Origin of the sequence: Mycobacterium paraseoulense (assembly GCF_010731655.1) — a bacterium.
GTDB classification, from domain to species: Bacteria; Actinomycetota; Actinomycetes; order Mycobacteriales; family Mycobacteriaceae; genus Mycobacterium; species Mycobacterium paraseoulense.
In genome coordinates this window covers 2,415,691-2,441,765 of sequence record NZ_AP022619.1, presented here as the reverse complement: position 1 = coordinate 2,441,765, position 26,075 = coordinate 2,415,691, and the positions used below count along the sequence as shown (strand labels likewise).

At 67.4% G+C, this 26,075-nt stretch carries 25 protein-coding genes and 2 pseudogenes; 13 read left to right on the top strand and 14 right to left on the bottom strand.

Going from position 1 to position 26,075, the window contains the following annotated elements; genetic code table 11:
- The first annotated feature begins 16 nt into the window (after nt 1-16).
- On the top strand, nt 17-427 hold the full coding sequence (locus G6N51_RS11155) for a hypothetical protein (protein WP_232078336.1): 411 nt from the start codon (nt 17-19) through the stop codon (nt 425-427).
- A gap of 44 nt (nt 428-471) precedes the next feature.
- Here the strand turns inward: G6N51_RS11155 and G6N51_RS11150 are convergent, their stop codons facing one another.
- The 9 genes and pseudogenes from G6N51_RS11150 to G6N51_RS11120 form a co-directional block, all read right to left on the bottom strand.
- The gene (locus G6N51_RS11150; RefSeq protein WP_232078334.1) at nt 472-1,200 is read right to left on the bottom strand and encodes a DUF4396 domain-containing protein; all 729 of its coding nucleotides are present in this window, start codon (nt 1,198-1,200) and stop codon (nt 472-474) included.
- Nucleotides 1,201-1,278: 78 nt separating this feature from the next.
- The gene (locus tag G6N51_RS11145; protein WP_083170368.1) at nt 1,279-2,394 is read right to left on the bottom strand and encodes an FAD-dependent oxidoreductase; all 1,116 of its coding nucleotides are present in this window, start codon (nt 2,392-2,394) and stop codon (nt 1,279-1,281) included.
- Nucleotides 2,395-2,575: 181 nt separating this feature from the next.
- A complete protein-coding gene (lpqS, locus tag G6N51_RS29785) occupies nt 2,576-2,995 on the bottom strand; it encodes a putative copper homeostasis (lipo)protein LpqS (RefSeq protein WP_456299257.1) in 420 nt (139 codons plus the stop codon).
- Nucleotides 2,996-3,183: 188 nt separating this feature from the next.
- Nucleotides 3,184-4,680 carry a class I adenylate-forming enzyme family protein gene (locus tag G6N51_RS11140; protein ID WP_083170370.1) on the bottom strand — a complete coding sequence of 499 codons (1,497 nt, stop codon included), beginning with the start codon at nt 4,678-4,680 and terminating at the stop codon, nt 3,184-3,186.
- Nucleotides 4,677-5,612, bottom strand: coding sequence for an acyl-CoA dehydrogenase family protein (locus G6N51_RS11135; protein ID WP_083170372.1), 936 nt, complete (start codon nt 5,610-5,612; stop codon nt 4,677-4,679). Before G6N51_RS11135 ends, G6N51_RS11140 begins: the two co-directional genes overlap by 4 nt.
- Complete coding sequence (locus G6N51_RS11130) at nt 5,609-6,766, bottom strand: acyl-CoA dehydrogenase family protein (protein WP_174814308.1); 1,158 nt, start codon at nt 6,764-6,766, stop codon at nt 5,609-5,611. Before G6N51_RS11130 ends, G6N51_RS11135 begins: the two co-directional genes overlap by 4 nt.
- Nucleotides 6,763-7,176 (bottom strand): annotated as a pseudogene (locus G6N51_RS29780) (acyl-CoA dehydrogenase family protein); the annotation flags it as partial. The gene G6N51_RS11130 and the pseudogene G6N51_RS29780, both read right to left, overlap by 4 nt.
- Before the next feature lie 60 nt (nt 7,177-7,236).
- Nucleotides 7,237-7,860 (bottom strand): annotated as a pseudogene (locus G6N51_RS29775) (acyl-CoA dehydrogenase family protein); the annotation flags it as partial.
- Complete coding sequence (locus G6N51_RS11120; RefSeq protein ID WP_083170379.1) at nt 7,857-8,924, bottom strand: acyl-CoA dehydrogenase family protein; 1,068 nt, start codon at nt 8,922-8,924, stop codon at nt 7,857-7,859. The pseudogene G6N51_RS29775 and the gene G6N51_RS11120, both read right to left, overlap by 4 nt.
- Nucleotides 8,925-9,002: 78 nt before the next feature.
- On the opposite strand from G6N51_RS11120, the gene G6N51_RS11115 reads away from it, so the two are divergent.
- Nucleotides 9,003-9,875: an LLM class flavin-dependent oxidoreductase gene (locus tag G6N51_RS11115; RefSeq protein WP_083170381.1), complete on the top strand. Its 873-nt coding sequence runs from the start codon at nt 9,003-9,005 to the stop codon at nt 9,873-9,875.
- Here G6N51_RS11115 and G6N51_RS11110 read toward each other — a convergent pair.
- Nucleotides 9,838-10,557: an SDR family oxidoreductase gene (locus G6N51_RS11110; protein ID WP_083170383.1), complete on the bottom strand. Its 720-nt coding sequence runs from the start codon at nt 10,555-10,557 to the stop codon at nt 9,838-9,840. The two genes, G6N51_RS11115 and G6N51_RS11110, sit on opposite strands and share 38 nt — an antisense overlap.
- 9 nt (nt 10,558-10,566) lie before the next feature.
- Nucleotides 10,567-11,388: a FadR/GntR family transcriptional regulator gene (locus G6N51_RS11105; protein WP_083170385.1), complete on the bottom strand. Its 822-nt coding sequence runs from the start codon at nt 11,386-11,388 to the stop codon at nt 10,567-10,569.
- Between the two features lie 92 nt (nt 11,389-11,480).
- Between G6N51_RS11105 and G6N51_RS11100 the strand changes: the two genes are divergently transcribed.
- Nucleotides 11,481-13,880 carry a CaiB/BaiF CoA-transferase family protein gene (locus tag G6N51_RS11100; RefSeq protein ID WP_083170387.1) on the top strand — a complete coding sequence of 800 codons (2,400 nt, stop codon included), beginning with the start codon at nt 11,481-11,483 and terminating at the stop codon, nt 13,878-13,880.
- 18 nt (nt 13,881-13,898) lie between these two features.
- Complete coding sequence (locus G6N51_RS11095; protein WP_083170389.1) at nt 13,899-14,090, top strand: ferredoxin; 192 nt, start codon at nt 13,899-13,901, stop codon at nt 14,088-14,090.
- Here G6N51_RS11095 and G6N51_RS11090 read toward each other — a convergent pair.
- Nucleotides 14,087-15,334 carry a cytochrome P450 gene (locus G6N51_RS11090; protein ID WP_083170391.1) on the bottom strand — a complete coding sequence of 416 codons (1,248 nt, stop codon included), beginning with the start codon at nt 15,332-15,334 and terminating at the stop codon, nt 14,087-14,089. The two genes, G6N51_RS11095 and G6N51_RS11090, sit on opposite strands and share 4 nt — an antisense overlap.
- Nucleotides 15,335-15,487: 153 nt before the next feature.
- Between G6N51_RS11090 and G6N51_RS11085 the strand changes: the two genes are divergently transcribed.
- From G6N51_RS11085 to G6N51_RS11060, 6 genes are all read left to right on the top strand, one after another.
- On the top strand, nt 15,488-16,615 hold the full coding sequence (locus tag G6N51_RS11085; RefSeq protein WP_083170394.1) for a Rieske 2Fe-2S domain-containing protein: 1,128 nt from the start codon (nt 15,488-15,490) through the stop codon (nt 16,613-16,615).
- 21 nt (nt 16,616-16,636) lie between these two features.
- Nucleotides 16,637-18,211, top strand: coding sequence for an AMP-binding protein (locus G6N51_RS11080; protein WP_083170397.1), 1,575 nt, complete (start codon nt 16,637-16,639; stop codon nt 18,209-18,211).
- A 94-nt stretch (nt 18,212-18,305) separates the two neighbouring features.
- A complete protein-coding gene (locus tag G6N51_RS11075) occupies nt 18,306-18,731 on the top strand; it encodes a nuclear transport factor 2 family protein (protein WP_083170399.1) in 426 nt (141 codons plus the stop codon).
- A gap of 62 nt (nt 18,732-18,793) precedes the next feature.
- Complete coding sequence (locus G6N51_RS11070) at nt 18,794-19,267, top strand: MaoC family dehydratase (protein WP_174814381.1); 474 nt, start codon at nt 18,794-18,796, stop codon at nt 19,265-19,267.
- Nucleotides 19,264-19,719 (top strand): MaoC family dehydratase, encoded by a 456-nt coding sequence (locus G6N51_RS11065; RefSeq protein WP_083170401.1) that lies wholly within the window; start codon nt 19,264-19,266, stop codon nt 19,717-19,719. Before G6N51_RS11070 ends, G6N51_RS11065 begins: the two co-directional genes overlap by 4 nt.
- Complete coding sequence (locus tag G6N51_RS11060) at nt 19,709-20,245, top strand: maleylpyruvate isomerase family mycothiol-dependent enzyme (RefSeq protein WP_232078332.1); 537 nt, start codon at nt 19,709-19,711, stop codon at nt 20,243-20,245. Before G6N51_RS11065 ends, G6N51_RS11060 begins: the two co-directional genes overlap by 11 nt.
- On the opposite strand, the gene G6N51_RS11055 is transcribed toward G6N51_RS11060, so the two are convergent.
- A complete protein-coding gene (locus tag G6N51_RS11055; RefSeq protein WP_083170403.1) occupies nt 20,240-21,706 on the bottom strand; it encodes an aldehyde dehydrogenase in 1,467 nt (488 codons plus the stop codon). The genes G6N51_RS11060 and G6N51_RS11055 overlap by 6 nt on opposite strands.
- A 92-nt stretch (nt 21,707-21,798) precedes the next feature.
- On the opposite strand from G6N51_RS11055, the gene G6N51_RS11050 reads away from it, so the two are divergent.
- Nucleotides 21,799-23,142, top strand: coding sequence for a lipocalin-like domain-containing protein (locus G6N51_RS11050; protein WP_083170405.1), 1,344 nt, complete (start codon nt 21,799-21,801; stop codon nt 23,140-23,142).
- Here G6N51_RS11050 and G6N51_RS11045 read toward each other — a convergent pair.
- Nucleotides 23,116-24,279: an aromatic ring-hydroxylating oxygenase subunit alpha gene (locus tag G6N51_RS11045; protein WP_083170407.1), complete on the bottom strand. Its 1,164-nt coding sequence runs from the start codon at nt 24,277-24,279 to the stop codon at nt 23,116-23,118. The genes G6N51_RS11050 and G6N51_RS11045 overlap by 27 nt on opposite strands.
- A 40-nt stretch (nt 24,280-24,319) precedes the next feature.
- Here G6N51_RS11045 and G6N51_RS11040 point away from each other — a divergent pair, with 40 nt between their 5' ends.
- Nucleotides 24,320-25,234, top strand: a complete 915-nt coding sequence (locus G6N51_RS11040) for a MerR family transcriptional regulator (RefSeq protein WP_083170409.1) — start codon at nt 24,320-24,322, stop codon at nt 25,232-25,234.
- Between the two features lie 60 nt (nt 25,235-25,294).
- A complete protein-coding gene (locus G6N51_RS11035; RefSeq protein ID WP_083170411.1) occupies nt 25,295-26,017 on the top strand; it encodes a DUF1906 domain-containing protein in 723 nt (240 codons plus the stop codon).
- The last annotated feature ends 58 nt before the right edge of the window (nt 26,018-26,075 follow it).

Here is a 26,075-nt window from a genome sequence, read left to right as displayed (position 1 = left end):
GTGGCACGGTTGGCGGGTGTTGAGATACGCGCTGGCCGTTGCGGGGATTGTGCTGGTTGGCGCCTTGGGCATCCCGGTCATCCCGCCGGCCGCCGCGGATCAGGATAACTACGTGGCCTTCCTGTCCCCGTCACGCAATATCAGCTGCGAGATCAACTACCACCGTCGCGGCATCCCCGACGAAGCATTCTGCTTCGCCTTAGCGCCACCGGCTTCCGTAAGCATGGACACCGCTGGAACCCTCTCCCGCTGCGCGGGTGAAAGCTGTCTGGCCAATCCGGCGGAGGGCACCCCGATCCTCGGTTATGGCCAGACGAGGGAAGCCGGCCCGTTCGTGTGCCGGTCGGAGACCGCTGGGGTGACGTGCACGGTGGCCTCGGGCCGCGGCTTCACCATCTCGAGTTCGGGAATCGCACCGATCGGGTGACGGTTCCGCGCAGTCCCGGGCCCGGCCTTCCCGGTTGCTTCCGCTCACCGCTGTGCGGCGTTTACCTGCGGTGGTCGGGCGATCGGCGTGCTTTTCGCCGGCTCGGTGGTGTCTTTGGGGAGCAGCCACCACACCATCGGGTATGCGGTGGCGAAACCGAGCCACATTCCGGCCCACATGACAAGCCAGAACGCCATGGAGGCGGTGGAGTAACCCAACACGAATGCGACGAGCAGCATGGAGGCTCCCATGCCCACGTCGAATGCGACGATCGCGAGAACCGAGATTCGCAAGGCCGCCCAGAGGCGTTGTGCCACCGAGCGGTTTCGGCCGGCGAGCGACAGCGAGTGGTACTCGAATCCGACGAGCAGCGGCAAGGCAAAGGCCGCGATCAGCAGCATCATCGGCCACACGCCCTGGCCGGCGATCGTCATGCCGGTCCACATCACCAATGGCATGGCGATCATGTGGCCGACGAACGAGACTGCGCCGCCCGGAATGGTCTGCACGGCCGCCGTCGCCGGCAGCCCGAGCCGGGGCGGGCAACCGTGTTGTTGCTGCCAGCGTTGGGTGGCCGGCCGGGCCCAGCGGTAGTAGGCCCACCAGGCCAGCGGACCGGCGTAGATGGCGGTGATCGGCCAGACTGCCTCCATGGCACGCAATGGCTGCCGATGGCCACCCACGTAGATATCGGCGAGCATGGCACCGGCCAAGAGCACGCCAAGAACCGTCACGATCCAGGCTAGGAGAGTCACCCACTCGGGTGCGGGCATAGACATCATGATTTTGGTCCTTCCTGTGTCAATGGGTTGAATTATGTTGATATGGACAAATTTTCGTTTTGGGTGGGTTCAGGCGACGCCCTGCTGGGCGAGCACTGCATCTGCCAGTTGGGCGACCTCGTGTGCGCAGCCCCACGACAGGGTGACGCCCGCACCGCCGTGTCCGTAGTTGTGCACGATCCGGGTGCCGCCCTCGATCTGCAACCGCACGCCGCCTTCGCGGAATGGCCGCAGCCCCACCCGCACCGGGTCGACGGCGTCCAGTCGGGCGTCGCGCAGAATCGGCAGGAATTCCCTGCAGCGTTCGAGCAACTGCCGCAGCGGTTCATAACTTTCCAGTCGAAGGTCGGTGCCGTACTCCTCGGGCTCCACCAGGCCGCCCAGCAACAGCCGGTTGGCCCCGCGGGGCACGATGAAGACCATGTCCTGGTTGTCGGTGCCCGCATCGTTGGCGACGGCGTGGGCGGCGGTCACGCGCGCCATCTGACTGCCGTCGTTGACCGCGCGTAGGAGCGCGCCCCGGTGCGGCACCACGGTCGGGTCGTTGGCCAGCTCACGCGCTCCCAGACCCGAGCAGTTGACGATCAGCTCGACCCCGAACTCGGCCAGCAGCTCGTCCTCCTGCTCCGCGAGCGTCCCGCGCACGGTGCGCCGGACGACGGAGATGCCGGCCGCCTCGGCCTGGCGGGCCAGCCACGCCAGGTACCAGTCGGTGTCGATGGTGGGCGCCAGGTAGGAATAGGCGTCCACCACCCCGGCGTCGGGGCTGACGCCGTGGGCGGCGATCAGTTCGGGGTCGCGGACGAACCCGGGTACGAACCGCCCGACCTCGGTCATCTTCGCCAGCTCGGCCGGATCCTCTTCGACCGGGCGGGTGAAGTAGAACACCGCCGGGCGCAGGCTCACCCCGGTTCGCGGGTCGGCGGCGAGCCGGGCGAAGCGAATGTAGGAGTACTGGGCCCACTCCGCGGAACGGCCCAGGATGGATTGGTCATGGTGGCGGCCGCACACCGATGGTGGCCATTCCCATAGCGCGCCGGCGACGGTCGACACCGTGTCGACGCCGAACCGATCGGCGGCCACGACGACACGCCAGCCCCGGCGGGCCAGCACCAGCGCGGTGGTCCACCCGCTGACCCCGGCCCCGATCACCAGCGCGCTCGGCCGGTCCAGGTGCGCCGTCATGACCGCGCCTCCCGTCGGCTCTCGGTATGGGCGTAGCGAAACCGAGTCGGACATTTGGACAGGACAAGATTCATGGATCTCTCGTTTCTGAATCGGAACGCCGCGCAAAATTCTGCGCGCGGCAACGGTTAGGACAGCCGCGGCCGGCCGACGGAGGACCCGACGGCTCGAGGCTGACCGATCAGATACGAGCGATGCAGAAGCGGGTCAAGATGTTTCGACCCGAACGGTAAAGTACGAAACCGTCAGTTCGTGGTGGGCCCCGCGGCGCCGGGACCACCGGCGAAGCCAGGGAACCGGCCAAGGGCAATGCTGAGGCGACGACGGCCAGTTCCACCGCATCGTATGTCGAGCAAGCCTGTGGAACATGTTTGCAAGTCTGGTGCAGCGGCGAGCATGGGTCGCCGCGCGTGGGTGCCAGGTGCGCAAGGGTGGCAACCCCGTGGCCGAGTCCGGCAGCTACGCGGGAAGACGTCGAGGAAGCCGTTGCGCTCCCGTGTGGCAGGTGACATCCCGCCGCGACGCCCAGCGCCCAGAACAGGGCGATGACTGCGGTGGTGAAGCGCAGCCATTGCGTGGTGCGGGCGGTCTGCGGGCGCATAACAATGGCGATGCTATCACCCCCGGGGGGTATAGGCCTAGAGAAGGCGCGCGGTCGGCAGGTATGCATCCGCCGTATCACGACTTCGTCTGTTCTACTCGGCTTTTCAGCCAGCTAACGCTCTAGTGCGTCATTCTGCGCATCAACAACGTACCCCAACGGGGTATGTGCTGGTCCAAACTGCGCCCTCAGCCGCCGCGGGCCTCGATCATCGCCGAGCGGTTGACCTTCGTCGCCGCGGTGCGGGGAATCGTGTCGACGAACTCGACGGTCTTCGGGGCTTTGTAGTGGGCCAGACGGCTTTTCGCGTACTCGATCACGTCGTCTTCGGTGAGCGCCGCGGCCTCGGCGAGTTGCACGACCGCGTGCACCCGGCGTCCCCACTGCGGGTCTGCGAGTCCGATCACGACGACGTCGGCGATGTCGGGATGACCCGCCAGAGCCGACTCCACTTCCGCGGGAAAGACGTTCGCGCCGCCGGTGACGATCATGTCGACGCGGCGGTCGACGATGTAGAGGTACCCGTCCTCGTCCAGGTAGCCGATGTCGCCGGCGGAGCGGAAGCCGTCGTCGGTCGTCGGCAACGGCGGCGCGCCGCCGACATAGCGCGATCCCGCGCTCATCGGTGCGCGCAAATAGATCTCGCCGTGTTCGCCGGGGCCAAGCTGTCTGGTGCCGGCGTCGAGAATCCGGATCTCGGTGTCGCGGAAACCCCGGCCGACGCTGCCCGGATGCGCGAGCCACTCGTCGCCTCGCAACGCGGTGAGCCCGAGGTTCTCGGTCATGCCGTAGGCCGAGACGATCTGCTGCGGGCTCAACAGTTCGAACCACGTGTGCATGAGCGACGGCGGCATCACCGCGGCGCCCTGCAGGATGAATACGACGCTGGACAGGTCGCGCTGTCGGACGTCGGGCCGGGCGGCGATGCGCGCCAGCATCGTGGGCGTGGCCGTGAAATTGGTGATCCGGAAGCGTTCGATGACGTCCAAAGCCAGTGCGGCATCGAACTTTTCGAGTATCACCAGGTGGTCGCCGGCCAGCAGGAAGAAGAAGGTGGCGAAGCCGTTGGTGTGGTACATCGGCGCGGGCACCATGATGGTCTGCGGCTGGGCCACCGGCGTCCAGTTCGACAGAAAGGGCTCGCCGTGCTGCGGGGTCCACAACGACGGCGCCAGGCTCAGAATCACTTTCGGCACACCGGTCGAACCGCTGCTGCAGATGCCGTTGATGTTGGGGGACACGGCCACGGGCAGGGCGTCGGCGGACTCGGCCGCCGCTTGCGCCTCCAGGCGCCACCGGTTCTCCTCGTCGACGACCACCGCGGGATTGATCACCTCGCGCACCCGGTCGCGCTCCCACTCGGGCAGGTCCCAGTGCATGGGCACCGGGACGGCGCCGATCTTCCAGCATCCCAGCGTGGCCAGCACAAGGTGCTCGGAGTTGGGGATCGCCAGCGCGACAAGGGAACCGGTGTCGGCACCGTCGGCGGCGAGCGCGCGGCCCCACTGGTTGGCGCGGGCCTCGAGTTCGCCGAATGTCAGCGAGCGCGCGGTGCCGTCGAGGGCGACGATGGTCACCCCCGTGTCGTCGCGACGCTGCTCGGCGAGCTGTCGAAGCTTGACTCCGAACGGGATTCCATCGGCTAACGGGTCGGCCGTCACCTCGGACGCGGTCGGCTTGGTCACGCCGATACCGGCCCACTGAACAGTGTCTCCAGCGAGCCGTCCGCGACGCCCGGGATCAGTCGCAACGCGAGCGCCTCGGCTCCCAGCGGCAAGCGGACGAGCGGTTGGGTGTGCCGGTCGAGCACGCTGATGTCGGACTCATCGCAAAAGCCCAGGGCACCGAGCAATTGGTGGGAGGTGCGCAACACCTGGCGTGCGGTGTCGGATGCCTTGAGCCGAAGAACGAGTGCGTCCGCCGAATGAATCTGGATGGGTAGCGATTCGGGGCGGCAGAGGGTGAATTTCGCCAATTCGTGCAGTCCGCGGACGGCGACGGCGGCCTCGGCGACGGCGAACCTGACGGCCTGGAAATCCGCCAGCGGTTTACCGAACTGGATTCGGGCGCGCACGTGATCGGTGACGATCCGCAGTGCCTGCTGCATCGATCCCAGAATCCGCCATGATCCCAGCACGAGATGGAGGTTAACGTCGCCGGCCGGAATTGTTCCATCGGGCGCCCCGAGGGAGGCGGGCACCAGGAACGGCCCCAGTTTGGCGGTGGTGCGCGGCGCCGGCCGCGGGTGGTAACGGTTGCCGTCCAGGTCGGCGGCGATCCAATCACCGTCCAGGTCGCCGTGGTCGATGCGCGGTGCTTCGGGGTTGACCAGGGCAAGGCGGGCGCCGTCGATCGCCAACAGCTCCTCGACCAGGGGATAGGGCAACGCGGTCGCGCCGGCGGCCCGGCACAGCACGGCGGCGGCCAGCAGGTCGTCGGGCCCCGACCGGACATCGAGGTCGAATGCGCCGACCTCGCTCAGCGCCGTGCGCGCGGCGTCCCGGACGCCGTCGTCGGTCTCGGCGCGCAACGCGGCCTGCGGGCCGCCCAGCCGGGCGAGCCGCTTGTCCGCGACCGCGGCGAAGTCGCTGATGTCTTGTGGTAGATCCGTTTTCACCGATGCTCTCCCAACACGTCCCGGGCCACCAACATCTTCTGGACTTCGATGGTGCCCGATGCCACGGTGGCAGCCTGTGCGTAACGCCAATGGTCCTCGATCGCCCCGTGCAGCGCGGCGCCGCGGCCGCTGTCCAGCGCGACCGGGCCCAGCACGTCGAAGAGCAGCTCGGCGACCTGCTGGTCGCACGTCGTCGTGGCGATGCGGGCCGCGCTGGCCGCGGCGCCCGCCGCCGCATCGTCCTGCAGCGACACCGCGCGATAGGCCAGCAGCCGGGCCACGCGTAGGTCGACGAGTGCCCGCACCCACCGGGAGCGCAGCGACTCGGGCAGTGTGTCCCAGTCGTCGCCGAGCTGCGTGCGCGTCCGCTCGAGCAGCGACTCGCACCGCGCGTAACGGGCGATGCCGACGCGCTCGAATGCCAGCGCCTCGCGCATCACCCGCCAGCCGTCGCCGACCTCGCCGAGCACGTCGCCGGGGAACGCCTGCACGTCGTCCAGGAACATCTCGTTGAGGTGATGCGGTCCCAGCATGGACCCGATGGGCCGGACGGTGAAGCCCGGCCGGTCCATCGGAATCAGAAAGAGGGTGAGCCGCTTTGGTTTTGGGGCTTCGGGGTCGGTGCACGCCGCCAGCACACACCAGGACGCCATCAGCGCATACGACGTCCAGACCTTCTGCCCGGTGATGCGCCAACCGTCGCCGTCCGGTACGGCGCGGGTGCGCAACGAGGCCAGGTCGGTGCCCGCCTCCGGCTCGGAAAAGCCCTGACACCAGATCACGTCGCCGGCGGCGATGGCCGCCAGGTGCTTGGCCTTCTGCTCGGCCGTTCCGTAACGCATCAGCGCCGGGCCCACCCAATTGATGCCCATGTACTGCGGACCGCGGGGCTCGTGCTGGGCCCACATCTCCTCGCGCAGCACGGTTTGCTGCCACACCGAGCCGCCGCCGCCACCATGCTCTCTCGGCCAGGCCAGCGCCAGCAGACCCTCGGCGGCTAGCAGCTTGCAGAACGTCTCGGTGGTGGCGAGATCCCTCGGGTTCTCGGTGCACGCCCCGAGAAAGTCGGGGGGAATGTGGTTGGCCACCAACTCACGCAGGTGCTTTCGCAATTCTGCGGCGTCGTCGCCGAGGTCGTAATCCATCCTCGTCATCCCTTCGGCAACCCGAGCAGCCGCTCGGCGATGATGTTGCGCTGGACCTCCGATGTCCCGCCGTAGATCGTCGCGGCCAGCGCGTCCTGGCGCTCGAAGAGCAGGTCTAAGTCGCTGAGCGACTGCATTCCGCCGGCGTCGGCCGCGAGCTCCCAAACACGTTGCAAGGTAACCGATCCGAGCAGCTTCATGGTGTCGGCTTCGGGACTCGGTCGTCCCGCCAGTTCGTTACCCAGGGCACGGTATCCGGTGGCCCGCAACGCTTCGGCGTCGGCCAGCAGCGAACCGAGCTCGGTGCAGATATCCGCCGTCGGCTGCGCTCTGCGTACCGCGTCGAGTCCGCGCTTGATCTCGACCCAGTTCATGATCCAGATCATCTGGCGTTCGTGGTGCAGCGAGGACAAGGCGACATTCCACCCGCCGTGCAGCGGCCCGAGGAGGTTGTCGGCGGGCACCTCGACGTCGTCGAGGAAGACCTCGCAGAATGTCTCGTCGGAGATCGAGGCCATCCGGATGGGATCGATCCGCACGCCCGGCGAGTGCAGGTCGAGAATGAGGCAGGAGATGCCCCGGTGTTTCGGCGCCTCCGGGTCGGTGCGGGCATACAGGGTGCACCACCGCGACTCGTGGGCTTGGGTGGTCCAGATCTTGTGGCCGTTCACCCGGAAGACGTCCCCGTCGCGCTCGGCCCGCGTGCGCAGGCCGGCGAAATCCGACCCGGCCTCCGGCTCGGACATGCCCAGCGCCCACCATTCGTCACCGCGCAGCAGCGGAACCAGAAGGCGGTCGATCTGGTCGGGCGTCCCGAATTGCCGGATCCCGGGTGCGGCCACGTTGGGGCCGGCGATGTTGGGCAGCTTGGGCGCAGACCGCAGCGCCGCCTCGATCCTGACTTCCATCGCGTCCCGCAAACCCAGCGACCGGCCGCCGTGCTCGCGCGGCCAGGTCGGCTGTATCCAGCCGGCCTCGAAGGCCGCCCGCTGGTAGTCACGGCGCAGCTCGAGGTCCCAGCGGTATTGCCGATAGTTCGCGTAATAGTCATTCGGCAGGAAATCGTTCAGCCAGACGCCGAATTCCCGTGTCGGCGAAGTCATTTCGCGCTTCCTGCGAAACGGCGACCCACCTCGTGGTAGAGCGCCCGGCTGTCTCCCAGCACTGCGGCGGCCTGCCAGGCGTGCCGGACGTACAGGTGGGCGTCGTGCTCCCAGGTCTGTCCGAGCGCGCCGTGCACCTGCACCGCGGTTCTCGCGCAATTCACGGCAGCATCGCCGGCTGCCGCCTTGGCGAGCGCCGCGCTGGTCCAGGCATCGGCGGGGGCCGTGGTCGGATCGTGCAGGCGGGCGGCCGCGGCGTAGGTGAGGCTACGGGCGCGCTCCAAGCCGACGTAGTTCTCGGCGAGCGCGTGTTTGATCCCCTGGAACGCGCCGATCGGCGTGCCGAACTGGCGACGCGTCTTCGCGTGTTCGACGGAGCGGTGCAGCGCGGCACGGGCCACGCCGACCAGGTCGGCAGCGGCGGCCACCAATGGCGGTGTCAACGCCGTTTCGATTTCGACGGGCGCGGCGGCCACTGGTTCGGCGTCGACCTCGACGTCTGCGAGCGGGTGCGCGGGATCGGTCGACTCGCCCGCGATCACGCTCACCCCGTCGCCGCAGCGCGCGACCGCCACCACTGTGCCGTTGGGGGCCGTGTCGTCCCGCGCCAGCGTGACGAGGAGATCGGCGCGGGACAGGTTCGGGACACCGACCGCCCGCCCCCGCAGGCGTCCGCCGCGCAGTGTCATCGGCGCCCCGGGCAGCCTAGAGCCTTTGGCGTGCACGGCCAGAGTGGCGACGGCGCCGCCCGCGATGTCGTCGAGAACCGCGTCGAGGTCGGTGCCCCGCAATGCGCCAGCGGCCAGCCCGACACAGCTCAGCAGCGGGATCGGCGCGATCGAAGCGCCGCATTCCTCGAGCACCACCGCCAGCTCAACCGGCCCGTAGTCGCCGGTGTGGGCAAGCTCGGTCCAGCCGAGGTCGACGACCGTCTTCCACAGCGCGCGCCAGCGCTCCGGATCCGTCATCGCTTGCCGGGCCGCATCGGGTGGACACTCCGTACGCAGGATGTCGCGCACGGTGTCGCGCAGCGACAGCTGCTCCGAGTTCAATGCGACATCCATAAGACCCCTAACATAATAAAAATAGTAAACTAGCGCCCCGGTTCGCAATCGCACGGGAACATACGCATAGGTGGCTGCATGGTCGAGTGGTACTTGTTCCTGCCGCAGGTGCGGCTGTCGGTGGCCGACATCGCTGCGCGCGCGCACCACGCCGAGGCCAGTGGCTTCGACGGCATGGCGTTCATCGATCACCTCGAGGCGCCGGGCCTTCCCGATGAAAGCATCTGGGAGGCAATGGGCATCGCCGGCTGGGTGGCGGCCAAGACGGAGCGGCTGCGGATCGGCCACCTGGTGCTGTGTGACGCGTTTCGCCACCCCGCCGTGCTGGCCAAGCAAGCTGTCACGTTGTCGGACGCATCGGAGGGCAGATTCGATCTGGGGCTCGGTTCGGGGTCCTGGCCCGCGGAGTTCACCAGATTCGATGTCGGCCAGCGCGATCCGGTGGCCAGGGTGGAGCGACTCGGGCGTCACCTCGAGTTGATCAGGCAGTACTGGGGCGACGACGCGCAAGCCGGCGAGGTTGTGCAATCTCCGCGGCGGTCACGCCCGATACCGCTGGTCCTGGGTGGCACCGGCCCCCGGATGATGGAACTCGTTCGCAAATATGCGGATTGGTGGAATGTGCCGGCCAACCACCTCGACAAGTTGCCCAAGCTGGCCCAAGCCGCGGGGACGGCCCGGGTGTCGGTGCAGCAGATGGTGGGATTCGTCCGCGCGGGCGGCGACCCGGACAAAGTGCGCGAGGTCAGCACCCGCCGATTCGGCAACCTGGGGTCGGGACTGGTCTGCGGCGACGCCGGCGAGTTGATCGCACATTTCACCGGTCTGGCCGCTCAGGGTGTCGAGCGGTTCTACGTGTGGTTCGCCGACTTCGCCGTCGCCGACTCCCTACAGGAATTCGGCGAGACGGTGATCAAGGCGTTCGCTGCCTCCGGCGACGGGCTTCCGTAGGCACGACCGGCGGCCGGGCGAACGGCCCCCGCTGCACCGCGCTCAGCCGGATCTCCGGCAGGTCGACCGACGGGTCGACGGTGTCCAGCCAGGCGACCGCGTCCGCCACATCCGAGACCCGAATCGCGTACATCTCGAAAGGCACGTCCTGCAGCATCTCGGTTTCCACGGGACCGGGCGTGACGATGTGGACGGCGATGCCGTCGCGGTCGACTTCCAGCGCCAAGGCCCGGGCGAATGCGTTCATGCCGGCCTTCGACGCCGAGTAGGCGGTCCGCGCCATCATCGGTTCGTGCGCAGCCGAGGAGGAGATGAACACGAACCGCGAGCCCGCGCGCATCCTCGGCAGTGCGGCGGCCGTCACCACGAAGCACGAATCCAGGTTGGCCGAGATGATGGTTCGCCATTGCTCGAAAGTCTGTTTGCGCGCGTACGTCCCGCCCAGCGTGCCGGCGGCATGGACGACGAGGTCGATCGTCTCCAATGCGCTTGTCGCGGCGGCGAACCCGTCCGGATCCGACGCATCGGCCACAACATGGCGCGCACCGATCTCCTCGGCGGCCGCCCGCAACGGCGCCTCACGACGCGCCGCAAGCACCACGTCGTAACCGAGCTCGACCAACTTGCGGCCGCACCCTTTTCCGATCCCGCCGCTGCCGCCGGTGACCAATGCGGTTCTCAACGGGTGCTCTTACGGTTGCCGGAAATCGCGCGTGCGCGACAACGCTTGCGGCGACAGCGCATGGATTCGTTGATCGGACCGATCGGAGAGCACATAGGTCTGGGTGTCGGCGAGATGGCGACCGGCGATGCGGCGTGCCCGGTCGACGTCACCCTCAGCGATGGTCTCGGTCAGCTTGACGTGGGTGCTGAGCACCGCACGGCGCTGCGCCAATGAGGGGTAGGTGCCGCGCGCCGCGCTCTCGTCCGCCCACTGTTGTTCGTGGCTGGTCCACAGCGACTCCAAGCTGCCGACCACCGCGATGATGGTGTGATTTCCGCAGCCGCGCACGACGAGATCATGGAATTCCCGGCCGATTTCGGTGAACAGACCGCCGTCCTCGATGTTTTCGGCCATGGAGTCGTTGATCCGGTTGAGTTCCGGGACCAAAGTGTCCGCCCGGTCTGGCCGCCGCGCGGCCAGTGCGGCGCATGCGGGCTCGAGTTCCTGCAACGCCATGCCGAGATCGGCCACCGCGACGGACTCGCTCTGCAGCAACAACCCCAGCATGTACGCGGCGCTGGTCTTCGCCGGGGCATGCACGACAGCCCCGCCGCGGTTGCCCCGCCGCACCGACACCAGCCCCTCGGTTTCCAGAATCCGCAGCGCCTCTCGCAGCGAAACCAAACTCACGTTGAACTGTTCGACGAGCACCTCTTGACGCGGCAAGAGGTCGCCGTCGGCGAGCTCGCCGTTGATGATCTGGCGGCGCAACTCGTCGGCTACGATTTCTGCGATCCGCGGCGCCGACAATCGGCGACGGGCGTCCTGCCCAATTCCCAAGGCGGTCATCCGATCCTCGATACAAGCATCTCGCTGGCTTAGCTATTTTAGCAGTAATGGTATAAATAGCTTCTTCGATCGCGCGCCGATCGGGAGGGCGGGTGCAAGTGAGCGAGCGGTCCGACAGCCGTCCCACACCGCTGCATGACCTGCGTGTAATCGAGATCAGTGACCGGATAGCCGGCAGCTACTGTGGGAAGCTGCTGACCGACGCGGGCGCGCAGGTGTGCAAAATCGAGCCGCCGCAAGGGGATTGGCTTCGGCATTACTCCGCCACCGGATCGCCGGTGCGGGGCGGGGCGAGCTCGCCGTTTTTCGCGTATCTCAACGCCGGCAAGCGCAGCATGACGTATTCCCCAGATGCTTCGGGCCCGGCGCGGCTGCCTGAGTTACTCGCCGGCGCGGACGTCGTCGTCATCACGGCCGGCCGGGCGCGCGCGGCGGCACTGGGTGTCGACCCGCAGCGGCTGCTGGCCGCCTCCCCGCGCACGATCGTCGTCACGATCTCCGACTTCGGCTGGACCGGCCCGTACGCCGACAGGGCCGCCAGCGAATTCACCCTGCAGGCGTGGGCCGGCTCGCCCGGCTTCCGGGGCGACCCCGCGGGGCCGCCGATCTCCATCGGCGGCGACCTGGGGGAATACATGGGCGGCGTGTACGCCGCATTCGGCGCGCTGGCCGTGCGCCGCCGCGTCGAGCTTGGGGGGCCCGGCGAACACCTCGACCTGTCCATGCTCGAGGCGCTGACCGCGATGCAGAGCAGCGAATGGCTGCACTCCCAGCTGCTGCGGGTACCGCCCATCCGCCGCACCCTCGAAGTGCCGTCGATCGAGCCCGCCAAGGACGGCTACGTCGGGATCACCATGGTCACCGGCCAGCAATGGCTCGACTTCTGCGCGATGGTCGAATGCCCCCAGCTCGAGGAGATCGAGCAGCTGCGCTTCCAGATCGGCCGGTGGGCCTACCGTGACCTGATCCGCGAACAGATCGGCCCATGGCTGGCCGAACGGACCGTCGAGGAGATCGTCGAGCTCGGCCAACTCTTCCGGTTGCCCATCGCGGCGCTGGGCAATGGCGCCACGATCCGGGATATGGAGTACGTGACCCAGCGCGGGGCGTTCGGCGACAACCCCGCCGGCTTTCACCAGCCCCGCCCGCCGTGGCTGATGTCGGCGTGCGCGCCCGCCCCGACGGGGAGCACCCCCGGCCTCGGTGAGGCAAACGATGAGACCCCTTGGCGCCGAAGGGAGTCCGGGGAAGATTGGGCGCCGCAAGGGTTGCCCCTGACCGGTGTGCGCATCGTCGACCTCACCGCCTTCTGGGCCGGTCCCGCGGCGACACACCTGTTGGCCGCGTTCGGCGCCGACGTCGTCAAGGTGGAATCGATCCAGCGACCCGACGGCATTCGATATTCGGGGGGCATGCGCACCGACGTCGACGATTGGTGGGAGTACGGGTGGGTGTTCCACGCCATGAACACAAACAAGCGTTCGGTGACGTTGGATCTGGGCTCCGAAGACGGGCGTCGCCTGTTCACCGAGATGGCCGCCGACGCCGACGTGGTGATCGAGAACTTCTCGCCCAGGGTGATGGACCAGTTCGGCCTGACCGCTGACGTGTTGCTGAACGTCAACCCCAGGCTCGTGGTCGCCCGGATGCCCGCGTTCGGGCTGGACGGGCCATGGCGAAATCGGGTGGGATTCGCCCCCACGATGGAGCAGATCGCCGGCCTGGCGTGGGTGACCGGGCTGCCCGACGCTCCGCCGGTGGCCCCGCGGGGGGCCTGCGATCCGCTGGCCGGCGTGCACGCCGCCTTCGCGGTGCTGGCGGCGCTGAACTTCGCCGAACGGACCGGGTCGGGTCAGCTCGTCGAGCTGCCGATGCTCGAAACGGTGCTGAACGCCACCGCGATCCAGGCGATCGAATCCGAGGTCTTCGGGACGACCCTGACCAGGCAGGGCAATCGGGGCCACGGTGACTCGATCCAGAACATCTACCGGTGTGCCGGCGATGACGACTGGATCGCGGTCACCATTGGTGCCGACGGGCAGTGGCGTTCCCTGGTCGAGCTGATGGGTCGACCGGCGTGGTGCGACGAGGAACTGTCCACCGTCGCGGCACGGCGGCAGCGCGCCGACGAGGTGGATCGCCGGCTCGCGGAGTGGTTCGCCCGTCAGCCCCTCGACCCGACGGTGCAACGATTGGCCGCCGCCGGCATCCCCGCCGCACCGGTGGTGTCGCCCTCATTGGTCACCGATAACCCCCAACTACGGCACCGCGGGTTCCTCGAGGCGCTGCATCACCCGAGCACCGGAGTGGGCCTCTATCCCTGCCCACCGTTCGCCCGGCTTGCCGGCCAGAACGAGTGGCTGCTGCGGCCACCGCCGCGATTGGGCGAGCACAATGAAGAGATACTCCGAGATCGGTGCGGGCTGACCGACGAAGAACTGACGAGCCTCGCAACCAGTGGGGTGATCGGGACCCGACCCAAGGGCCTTTAGAGAAGTGGAGGGCATCTGATGCGCGTGACAGTTGACGAAAACCTTTGCGAGGCCAACGGCTTCTGCGAATCGCTGGCGCCGGAGGTTTTCGAACTGGGGGACGAGGACGTGGTGCAGATCGCGGATGGCCCCGTGCCGGCGCGGCTGGAGATCGACGTGCGCGCTGCAGTGGACCAGTGCCCCAAGGCGGCGCTGCGGCTCACGGATTAGCGCTCGGTGAGCGATATCGGCATCTCGTCGTAGATCGACATGTTGGTGGTCAGGTTCGGATAGGCGACCTTGGCCGGGCCGAGTTCGATGTCGTCGCAGCGCAACAACAGTTCGTCGAATACCGCGCGGAGCTCCGCGCGAGCCAGCATGGCGCCCAGACAGTGATGTGGCCCGCCGCCCCCAAAGGCCACCTGCGGGTTGGGCTGCCGGCCGATGTCGAAGGTGAACGGCGATTCGAACACCTCCTCGTCGCGGTTGGCCGAACGCAGCATCGACACCACCCGCTCGCCCTTCGCGATGTGCTGGCCATCCATCTCGACATCGACCTTCGCGGTGCGCGTCCAGTAGGCGACCGGCGAGGCCCAGCGCAGCACCTCCTCGACGGCGCTGGGCCGCAGCGCCTCCTGCTCGCGATAACGCTCGATCTGATCCGGGTTCTCCACAAACGCCTGTAGCCCGATGGCGAGCGCATTCTTGGTGGTGTCGCTGCCGGCGAACGCCAGCACGAAGAAAAAGAACTCGAGTTCGTTTGCGGGCAGGCTGAACTGCTCTCCGTCTTCGCCGGTGATGACGGCAGTCGCCAGCGTGCTCCAGATGTCATCGGCGGGATTGCGCCGCTTCTCTGCGGTCAGCTCCATCGCGTAGCCGAAGATGGTGGCATAGAGATCGGTATAGTCCTGCCACCTGGGCCGGGCTCCGGCCGCGTTGGCCTTCAGGATGCCGTCCAGGCAATCGAAGATTCGTGGCCGGTCTTCGTCCGGTATGCCGATGATGTCGCCGATGACCGTCATCGGCAGGGCGTCGGCGACGTCGTCGATCCAGTCGCCGCCGTCCTGGGCAAGCAAGTGGTCGATCATGCGCGCGGCCCGCGCCCGGATGCCGTCCTCGAGTTTGGCGATCGCGCGGGGATTGAACGCGTTCGAGATGAGCTTGCGGCGCTTGTTCAGCTCGGGCGGGTCCATGTTGATGATGGTCGGGTACGAGGCGAACATCCCGACCGACTGGATGAGTGGGCCGTCGACCGCGGTAAAGGAGTCGACATCACGATGTAGCCGGACCGTGTGCCGGTGCTTGGTGGTCACCCAGAACCCGCGTTGCGCACCCCCGGGGAACAGGGCGGTGACGCCCGGGGTCACGTCGTGGCGGAAAATAGGCCGGCTGCGCCGCAGCTCCGTGAACAGATCGTCGGGAAATCCGTTGCGCCACAAGGCGGAATCGGAAAGATCCACTGCCGCAGCCGTCATCTTCAACTCCGCTCTTCCCGGACGCGCCTGGCGCCGCGTTGACGTTCAATGCTTAAAATAGTAAAAATAGACGTTGTCGTCGAACCGCGGTGAGCGAAGGGCGGCCCGGTTGCGCTCGGCTCGCCTTGGTTTAGGGCCTGATATGGAGACTTCGTGACGCATACAGTTTCGGACCCGGCCGCGGATGCGGCCGGGGATCCCTCGGAACAAGAGTTCGGTCAGACCGGCATCGCCCTGTCGACCTACCGATTCCCGACGGGCTGGTTCATCGTCGCCTTTGGCTCCGATCTGCCCGCGGGTCAGGTCAAGCGTGCTCATTACTTCGGTGAAGAACTCGTCATCTTCCGCACCGAGTCCGGCCAGGTGCACGTGATGGACGCCTACTGCCAGCACCTCGGCGCCAACCTCGGCGTCGGCGGCACGGTGGAAGGCGAGAACATCGTCTGCCCTTGGCACGGCTGGCGCTGGCGGGGTGACGGCAGCAACGCGCTGATTCCCTACAGCAAGATCGGATGCAAGAACAACGTCCGCATCCGCACCTACCCCAGCATGGAGTGGTACGGCTTCGTCCTCGCGTGGCACGAGCGGCACGGCCGGGCGCCGTACTGGCAGCCCCCGGTGCTGCCCGAACTGGAAACCAACGAGTACTACCCGCTGCATCCGCACACCCAGATGGTCAACCGTGTCAAGGTGCACCCCCAGATGATCATCGAGAACGCCGCCGACCCCTACCACGTGCAATACGTACACAAGGCCGCCAACCCCGCCACCACAGCGTCGTTCGAGGTGTCCGGTTATCACCTTCACGCCACCGTCAACGCCCACTTCGGGGGCGGCCGCGCCTCGACCTGGCTGACGCCCAACGGGCCGGTCGACGCCAAGATCATCTACGACAACTACTCGCTGGGGCTGGGGGTCGTCCGATTCCCAAGCGAGCTGGTGGCCACGGTTCAGGTCACCGGGCAGACGCCGGTCGACCAGGACTACACCGATTACTTCTACACGCAGGCGTCCGTCCGGGAGCCGGGCGACACCGGCGACGTGCCGACCGGTCGGGCGGCCAAATTCCTGGCGCTGCAACAAGAAGTCATCAAACAGGACTTCTTCACGTGGGAGAACATGAAGTACCTGGAAAAGCCCAACCTGGCCCCCGAAGAGGCGCACGATTACGCCGCCCTTCGCCGCTGGGCGCACCGCTTCTATCCCGGGACGCAGCCCTCGACGTCCGATTTCGGTTACACCGCCGACGGTCAACCCGACCCGGCGGCCGCGAAAGCCTGAGCGGAAGCCGCTGGAAACCTGATGCGCCCCGACCGGAGCGGACCTCCCGGGCCCGCCGATTTCGGCGTCGACAGCTTCACCGTGACGGCAGTGCTCGATCGGCGCGCCCAACAGCATCCCGACCGGGTGATGATGTCGATAGCCGGCGTCGACGTGACCTTCGAACAGATGCGGCGGCGGTCCTGCGCCGCGGCGAACATGTTGTCGGAGTTGGGCGTCGGTCGCGGCGATGGTGTGGCCTTGTTCACCGGAACCTGCCCCGATTGGGTCTACTTCTGGCTGGGTGCGGCGCGCCTGGGCGCGGTGAGCGCGGCCGTCAATGCCGCCAACAAGGGGGACTTCCTGCTGCACGCCCTGCGGCTGTCGCGGGCCAAGGTGGTCCTGACCGATGCCGAGCGCCGTTCCCGGGTCACCGCAGTCGCCGATGCGTTGGACATCGTGCCCAGCGTGGTGTTGCAAGGCGATTCACTCGGCTCGGGCCCAGACACCGACCCACCGGTGGCCGACACCGCCGCCGGGGAGGTGGGCTGTCTGTTCTACACGTCGGGCACCACCGGGCCATCGAAAGCGGTTGCCACGACCTGGCATTACCTGTTCACGGTGGCCGCGACGGTCGCGTCGGCGTGGGAATTGGACGCCGGGGAGGTGCTGTGGACGGCGATGCCGCTGTTCCACCTCAGCGCGGCCCCCAGCGTGCTGGCCCCGATGCTGCTCGGCGCGACGACCGTCCTGGCGCAGGCTTTTCACCCCGGCGAGGTGTGGGACGACATCCGCGCGCGCGGCGCCGTCGGCTTCGCCGGCGCCGGCGCGATGGTGTCGATGCTGCAGAACCTGCCCGCGGACCCGCGCGACGCGCAGCTGCCGTTGCGGTTCATCTCCGCGGCGCCGATCGACGCCGGCGCCTATCGGGACATCGAAAAGCGTTACGGCTGCCGCATTGTCACGATGTACGGAATGACCGAGGCGTTCCCGATCGCCGTCAAGGCCCTGGCCGACGACGGGGTACCCGGGACATCCGGCCGGCCGAATCCGAATTTCGACGTGCGGATCGTCGATGAAGGTGGCGAGCCACTGCCCGTCGGCGCGGTCGGTGAGATCGCCTGCCGGCCCCGGTACCCGCATGTGATGAGCGAAGGCTACGTCGACTCCGGATTGCACGTGATTCCCCACCAGGAATGGTTTCGCACCGGCGATCTCGGCCGGCTCGACAGCGCGGGGAACCTGACTTACGTCGACCGCAGGAAAGATTCGTTACGCCGGCGCGGCGAAAACGTCTCCTCGGTCGAATTGGAAACCGTCGTCATGCGCCATCCCGCGGTGGCCGAAGCGGCCGCGGTAGGGGTGCCCAGCCCGCTGGGCGAAGACGACATTCTGGTGGTCGTGACGTTGCGATCCGGGGCCACAATGGATTACACGGACCTGCTCGATTTCTGCGCCGACCGGATGCCGTACTTCTGTGTGCCGCGGTTCGTGGAGACCGTCAGCGAACTTCCGAAGAATGCCGTCGGGCGGATACGCAAGGATTTATTGCGCGCGCGGGGGGTGACGCGGGAGGCATGGGATCGTGAAGCTCAGGGATATACCGTTCGCCGGTAGGTTACGTTAATGTTACGTAATAGTCGGGAAGCTACATTACCGTACATGTGTCCGCTCGTTGGCAGTCATTTTCCGGGAAAGGCTGGAGACCAAAATGACCATGTCTTATCAGGAACAGCAAATGCTGCAGGCCGCCACGGGTCGCGCCGCCATCCTCAACCTGAACGCCCGGCACAACCGGGCCTACTCCGAGGGCGATCGAGAGCGCTGGATTGCCACGTTCCGCCATTCCGGAGCCACCTACCACCGCGATGGTGAGACGTTCGACGATCTGCGCGCGGCCTTCGACGGCGGCGACGGACAACGGCTGGTGACGGTCGACCACGAGATCCGCGTCGACGGGGTCAACGCGACACAGCGTTGCGTTGCCGTGCTTTTCGCCGCCATGTACGGCGACACCACGTTGCGTGCCACCGGGACCTTCCGGGATACGCTGATCTACGAGCGCGGCGGCTGGTACTTCACTTCCCGTGCGCTGCAATGGGATTCGGTGCCCAGTCGGCACCCGCTCGTTATGTGAGCGGCGTGGACCCAGAGCTCAGTTACCAGCTGGCCTTCGGCACCTACGACGACGCGCTGCGGATGGTCGGCACGACGACCGAGCCGCGCACCGCGGCCACGCCCGTCAGTGGGGCGCGAATACAGCTGTTTGCGGCCATGGTCCACGACGGCAATCGCTCCTACTGGGACGCCGAGTTCGCCCGCCGGACCTGGGGCGGTCTGCTGGCGCCCCCCGCCCTGCTGATGGGGTGGCTGATACCCCCGCCGTGGGAGCCACAGGGCAGGCCACCCGCGGCGTCGCTGGTCCTGCGAGTGCCGCTGCCGGGCACCACATTCATCAACGCGGCCAATGACGTTGAGTTCCTGGCACCCATCGTCGAAGGCGACGTCCTCGCCGTCGTCGAGGAACTGGTGTCGGTGTCACCGGAGAAGCGGACGCGGCTTGGCGTCGGTCACTTCGTCGAGACGCTGGAGACCTATCGCCGCCAGGACGCCACGGTCGTCGCGACGTGCCGCAACACCTTGTTCCGCTTCACACCCGGGGCGTCCCCGTGACCGGCGACGGCCTGGACTTCGACGAGATCACCGTTCCGGTCGACCTGCCCGAGGTGGTCGACCACATCAGCTATCAGCGAGTGGTCGAGAATGCCGGCGCGACGTGGGACTACTTCCCGGGCCATTTCGACCCCGAATACGCGCGACGCCAAGGCAATCCGACCATTTACGTCAACACCATGCACCTCGCCGGCTTCGCCGACCGCGTCGCGACCGACTGGGCGGGCCCGAGCAGTCGCGTGGTGCGGCGCTCCTTACGGTTGACGGGCTCGGTGTATGCCGGCGACACCATGGTCGGCCGGGGACGTGCGGTCGCCAAGCGGCGGGACACGTCGGTGGACCCGCCGCGCTGTCTCGTCGACATCGAGGTCCGCGTGACCAATCAGCACGGCGCGCTGTGCTGCCCGGTCGAGCTCACCCTGCAGGTGCCGGATCCCGCGCGTGACCGATGACGCGGTGGCGGCCCTGCATCTCGCCGTCTGCCAACGGTTTGGCGAGGCCGTTCGGTCGGCGCACGGCAAGTGGGACCGTCGCTCCCCATGCGACGAGTGGGATGCGCGGGGAGTGCTCGAGCACGTGATCGGTTTCCATGACGTACTTATCCTGCGTCCCTTGGACTTGAAGCCGGAGCGACCGAGAGCACACCCGCAAGCACGATGGCAACTGACGTACGACGCGCTGAGGGATGCCGCTGAATCCGGCAGAATGGCTCAGCTGGATGCCTACCGGCTGATGCCGAACCTGACGCGCGATGTGTTGGTCCACACCTGGGACCTTGCTCGCGCGGTGGGGGCAGACGACCGGCTGGAGCCCGCATGGTGCCGGCGGCTCTACGACGGCCTACCCGCGGACCCGCAGGCCTTGAGCTCGTCGGGAATGTTCAACGCTCCGGTCGCGATTCCCGACGAAAGCGATTTGCAGGCAAAGCTTCTCGCGCGGCTCGGTCGTGACCCTTCATGGCGGCCCGACGTTTTATAACGGCGGCAGCTGCCCCTTGCACACCAGCGTCTGAAGCTCGACGTATTCATGAAGCCCTTCCGGGCCGAATTCCCGCCCGATGCCCGACTGCTTGAAGCCACCGAAGGGGGCGCCGATGTCGAGCGTGTACATGTTGATGCCGTACGTGCCGGTGCGTACCCCACCCGCGATCTCCAAGCCGTGTGCGATGTCGGAGGTCCACACCGAGCCGGCCAGACCGTAGTCGCTCTCGTTGGCGATTCGGATTGCGTCGTCCTCGTCGCGGTAGCGCAGCACGGTCAAGACCGGACCGAAGATCTCCTCCCGGGCGATGCGCATGTCGTTGGTGGCGTCGGCGAACAGCGTCGGCTGCACATACCAGCCGCGGTCCGACGGGCTGTCCTGGCCGCCGAGGACGACGCGTGCGCCCTCGGCCTGGCCGGACTTGATGTAGTCCTGGACGCGGTGTTGTTGGCGTTGCGCGACAAGGGGTCCGATGTCGGTGGCGTCGTCGGCGGGATCGCCGACGTTGAGGGCCGACATCATGTCGGCCAGCGCGTCGACGACCTCGTCGTGTCGCCGGTCGCTGACCAGGATGCGGGTCTGGGCGACGCAGGCCTGGCCGTTGTTCATCAGGCCGGCGGTTTTGAGGCCGGCCACGGTCTTGCCGATGTCGGCGTCGTCGAGGATGATCGCCGCGGACTTGCCGCCGAGTTCCAGGCTCACCCGCTTGAGCTGTTCGCCGCACAGGGCGGCGATCCGGCGCCCGACGGCGCTGGAGCCGGTGAATGCGACCTTGTCCACACCGGGATGACGGACCAGCGCCTCGCCGACGTCGGTTCCCCCCGGAAGCACCGAGACCACGCCCTCGGGCAGGCCGACCTGCTCGATCATTTCCGCCAACCACAAAGCATCCAAAGGGGTTTCGGGTGCGGGTTTGACGATGACCGTGCAACCCGCGATCAGGGCCGGGATCAGCTTGGGCATGATCAGGAACTGCGGCACGTTCCACGGCACGATCGCGGCGACGACCCCGACCGGGGCCCTGCGCAGGTGCACCTCGCCGAGCACACCCTGGCGGCGCTCGGCCCACGGAAAGTCGCGGGCGACGGCCAGCGCCAGGTGCATCAGGCCCGCTGCGGCCGCCCCTTGGCCCATGCGGCTGAAGCTGCGCGGTGACCCCATCTCGTCGGTGATCAGATCGGCCATCTCGTCGACGTGGCTGCCGTAGATCGCGGCGAGCTGCTCGACCTTGGCCATGCGCTCGGCGTGGGTCATGCGCGGCCACGGGCCGTGGTCGAAAGCGTGTCGTGCGGCGGCGACGGCCGCTTCGACGTCCTCCGGCCCAGCCACCTGGACGTGCCCGATCGGTTCTTCCGAGTGCGGGGAGATGACGGCGAGCTGTTGGGGGTTGGCGGGCTTGCGCCACTGGCCCCCGATGAAGAGTTCGTCGTAGGACCGGTGGCCGGCGTTTTCCGTCATCGGGCACTTCCTCGGGGGTCGGGCGCGAATGCGACAGTGACCGCGATTTCGCTATTGACGCTAACATAGCGAAAAAAGCAGCGAGGCCTGATATGACCAGCGATTGGCGCAGTTACCCCTTCCAGTTGGTGCCCGGCGACAGCCAACTGGATTTTCCCACCGCCGAGGGTGAGCACCCGGATCAGGAATCGGACACCTGGTTCATCGCCGGGCAGCTCGATGCCGCGGCGTCCGACCGGTCTTTCGCCTTCCTGACCATCTTCAACAAGAACCGCCCCGGCGGCACCGTGGTCGCGGACTTCTACACGATGGCGCTGTTCGATCTCGACACCGGTGACTACGGCACCTATACGGACTACGACATGCCGCCGGCCAACATGGAGCCCGGAGCGCGGCGCAAGCTGACTTTGGCCCCGGGCTATCTGGACATCCATTACTCGAGCGGGGCCGGCACCGCGTCCTGGACCACGTGCCGCGACGCCGACGGAGGATTGCTGCCCTACACCTACCGCGTCAGCCTGGTCGGCGAGGACCAGTCGGCGCGGCCCATGCGCCTGGACCTGGCCGTGACACCCACGCGTGCACCGACACCGGTAGGAGCCAAGACGTACAACGGGAAGATCTGCTGCTTCGGCCAGACCGAGACCTATTCGTATTTCCAGACCGGTATGGCGATGACGGGCACCCTGCGCTGGGGCGACGAGGTTCACCAGGTCTCCGGCAGCAGCGGGCACATCGACCGGCAGTGGTTCCCCAAATACGCCGGCGGCGGAGGTACCGAGGGAGACCCGCGGGCCCGTTCCCACGAATGGCGCACCATCAGCTTCGACAACGGCGTCGACATGAGCATCTGGCGGCAGTTCGACCGGACCAATGGCAATGTGCTGCAGCCGTTTACCGGATTGACGACGAGTCATCCCGATCCGGCCGTGCCGCCGGAATGCGCCGAGGACGTCGAGGTCACGGTCAGCAGCTACGTGCGATGGCCGGAAGAGGTGCGGCCGTTGGTGCGGCCGTACGCCTCGGCGCGCTACATGCCGGACCGCCACCGGATCACCTGCCGCACAATGGAACTCGACGTCATCGGTGAGCCGCTGGTGCCGGCCCCGGCGCATGGCCTGCCCATCGAATACATGGAGGGCCCGTACCGCTACCAGGGGACCCTGTGGGGCAAACCCGTGACCGGCTTCGCCTTCAACGAGCGCTCCCTGGCCCTGTACCGGGACTGGGAGCTGGTCGAGGTGCTCGCCACCACCGTGGCGAACATGGAGCCGGCCGACCGGGACCTGGAGACCGTCGCCGGTCGGCTGGAGCAGCTGCTGGCCCACGGTCGCCGACAGGAAGCCGTCGGGCTGTTGACCACGGTTCGCCCCGCCCAAAACGATGCGCTGGCAACATTGTTGGACGACCTACTGGCGGTGTTGTCCGCCGAGTGAGTCCCCGGCAAGCGCCTGCGCCCAGGCGTTGTGGCGGTGCTGCAGTCCGGGCTCGTTGCGACCGAACAGCAGGTGGTCGCGGGCGCCCGACTCGAGATTGGCCTGGAGGCCTTCCGCCAGCCGGTAGTCCTCGTCGCGCACCGTGGCGTGGGCGTACTCGAAGACGGCTTGCGCGCCGGCGGCCGTCGATTCGTCGGACAGGTCCAGCGGTGTCGAATTCTGGTGCACCGTGATCGATCTGCCCGGTCGATCGCCGGGGTAGATCCGGAACAGCTCACCGTTGGCGATGGTCACCGACAACACGATGTTGGGGAACAGCGCGTAGATCACGACCATGTTCTGGAAGGGATCCCACTGCTCTTCGGGGACCTCGTCGAGCGTCAGGATCGTGTTGAGCGGGAAGATCAACCGGTGGTGCGGACCGAACGCGTCGAAGACCGTGCAGTTGCTGCGGGCGATGGTGGCGAACGTCTGCTGATGCACGGTGGCGAAATGGTAGTTCTCCGAAAAGGTGTCGACCGCGAGCTTCCAATTGATCGGGCAGTCGAGCACTTTCTCGCCCAACGGCGACCACCGCCCGATGCCCCACGAATCGAGCTCCTCGGCCAGGGGGCCGAGGTGTGCGGCGACGTCCAGCGTCGTGCCGGGATCCAGTGCGACCCAGAGGAAGCCGGCGAATTCGGCGGCCGGAAGCTCGGTCAGGCCGTCGGCCCTTATGGTCACGTCCGCAAAGCCCTCACGGCCCGGCAGGCCCACCAACCGCCCGTCGTTGTCGTACGTCCACGCGTGATAAGGGCAGGTGAACCGCTTGGCGCTGCCGCAGCCCGTCGCCACCTGCGACTGGCGGTGCAGGCAGACATTGTCGAACGCCTTGACCGACCCGTCGGCCGTTCTGGTCAACAGGATTGACCGGCCCATCACCGTCTTGGTGCAGTACGCACCGGGGCCGGGCAACTCCGAGACGTACCCGACCAACTGTGGGCTGGCCATCACCATGGCCCTGTCCCGGTCGTGGCGCTCCGCGGACGTGTAGGCCTGCGCATCGACCCGGTGCTGGGCCGGGGCGAGATCGGTGGTCTTGTCGCGCGCCAACTTCAGGGCGCGGCGGGTGAGGTCGATCAGCTGGTCGCGTTCCATCTGATCAGTACAGACCTTGCCACGGTTGTAAGGTCAAGGAGTGGCTGAGCAGTTGCTGATCGGCGACGTCACGGCCCTGACCGGGATCGCCCCGGGTCGCATTCGCCACTACGAGAAAATCGGGCTGCTGCGCGCCGAGCACCTGTCCAACGGCTATCGGGTCTTCGACGTCGAGCAGGTGCTCGACCTGCTGCGCATCGATCTGATGAGAAGTCTCGGCGTCAGCATCAATGACATCCAACGGTTGATCGCGGGTGGGCGCACCACGCTGGCGGGTGTCCTCGACGAGCACCGGACGTTGTTGTTGCGTCAGCGCGACCGGCTGGACCAGTTGATCGCGGCCATCGACCGGTCCCGCGCCGAATCCCGCGCCGCCGCCGACTGCCCTGCCCCCGACGTCAGCGAGGACATCCTGCGCAGGCTGGCCACGACGCACCGCGACAGCATCGGCGTCATCGGGCGGCTCAGCGCGCCGTTGTCGGCTCCCATCGCCACCATGTACGCCGACCTCTTCCGGGAATGGGACCTGCCGGTTCCGGTGCTCTTCGGGCAGATGGTCCTGCCGGCGGCGGCCAGCACCTTGCTGGCGCAGCTGGCCGAGACGCCCGGACGCCGGGTGCTGTTCGACCGCTTGCGCGACCTCGCCGGCGACGTGGTCGGGTTGGGTGACGATCGGGTGGCGGCGACGGAACTGGCGCGCAGATGGATCGACCAGCAGCTGGCCGATCCATTGCCCGACGACGTGGTCGGCGTGCTTCGGGCGGTACAGCCGGCTCTGGAACGCGACCCAGTGATCGTGCAGGGGTTCCGGGCCTGGGCGGGATCGATCAACCCGGCGGCCGCGCACTTCCTCGACGAGATCGCCCATCAGACCGCTCGCCTCGGCCTGGAGACCGTGAGCGTCATCGTGCTGCCCGCGACGACGCGGCCTCAAACCCACGATGCGGCACTGTGATGCAGATGTGATCAGTGTGGTCAATGTGTCAGATGGTGTTCCTGTCGTACTCTGTCGCTTGTGCCATCGGTTTCGCGACGCGACCTGCTGAGGTTGGCGGCCGCGGCACCCGCCCTGGTGGGCCTGGGCGTCGCAGGGACGTCGCTGCGTCCGGTGCCCGCGTCGGCGTCGCTCGGCACCCTGTTGGACTACGCGGCCGGGGTCATTCCGGCCAGCCAGATCAGGGCCGCAGGCGCGGTCGGCTCGATCAGGTATGTGTCGGACCGGCGCCCCGGCGGCAACTGGATGCTCGGCAAGCCCATTCAGTTCGCCGAGGCTCGCGACCTCAACAGCAACGGACTGAAAATCGTCTCCTGTTACCAGTACGGCAAGGGCAACACCGCCGATTGGCTCGGCGGAGCCAACGCCGGACTCCAGCACGCGCAGCGCGGGATGCAACTGCACGCCGCCGCGGGCGGGCCGGCCAGCGCCCCGATCTACGCCTCGATCGACGACGACCCGTCCTACGACCAGTACAAACAGCAGATCGCGCCCTACCTGCGGTCCTGGGAGTCCGTGATCGGACATCAGCGCACAGGTGTGTACGCCAATTCGAAGACCATCGACTGGGCGCTGCACGACGGCTTGGGCTCCTACTTCTGGCAGCACAACTGGGGCTCGCCCAAGGGATTCACGCACCCGGCCGCCCATCTGCACCAGGTCGAGATCGACAAACGCAGTGTCGGCGGGGTGGGTGTGGACATCAACGAAATCCTCAAGCCGCAATTCGGGCAGTGGGCCTAGCCGCCCGGCTCCTCCGCCACGCGCCGGCAGGCCGCTCCTCTTAGAGATCCCAGCAAAC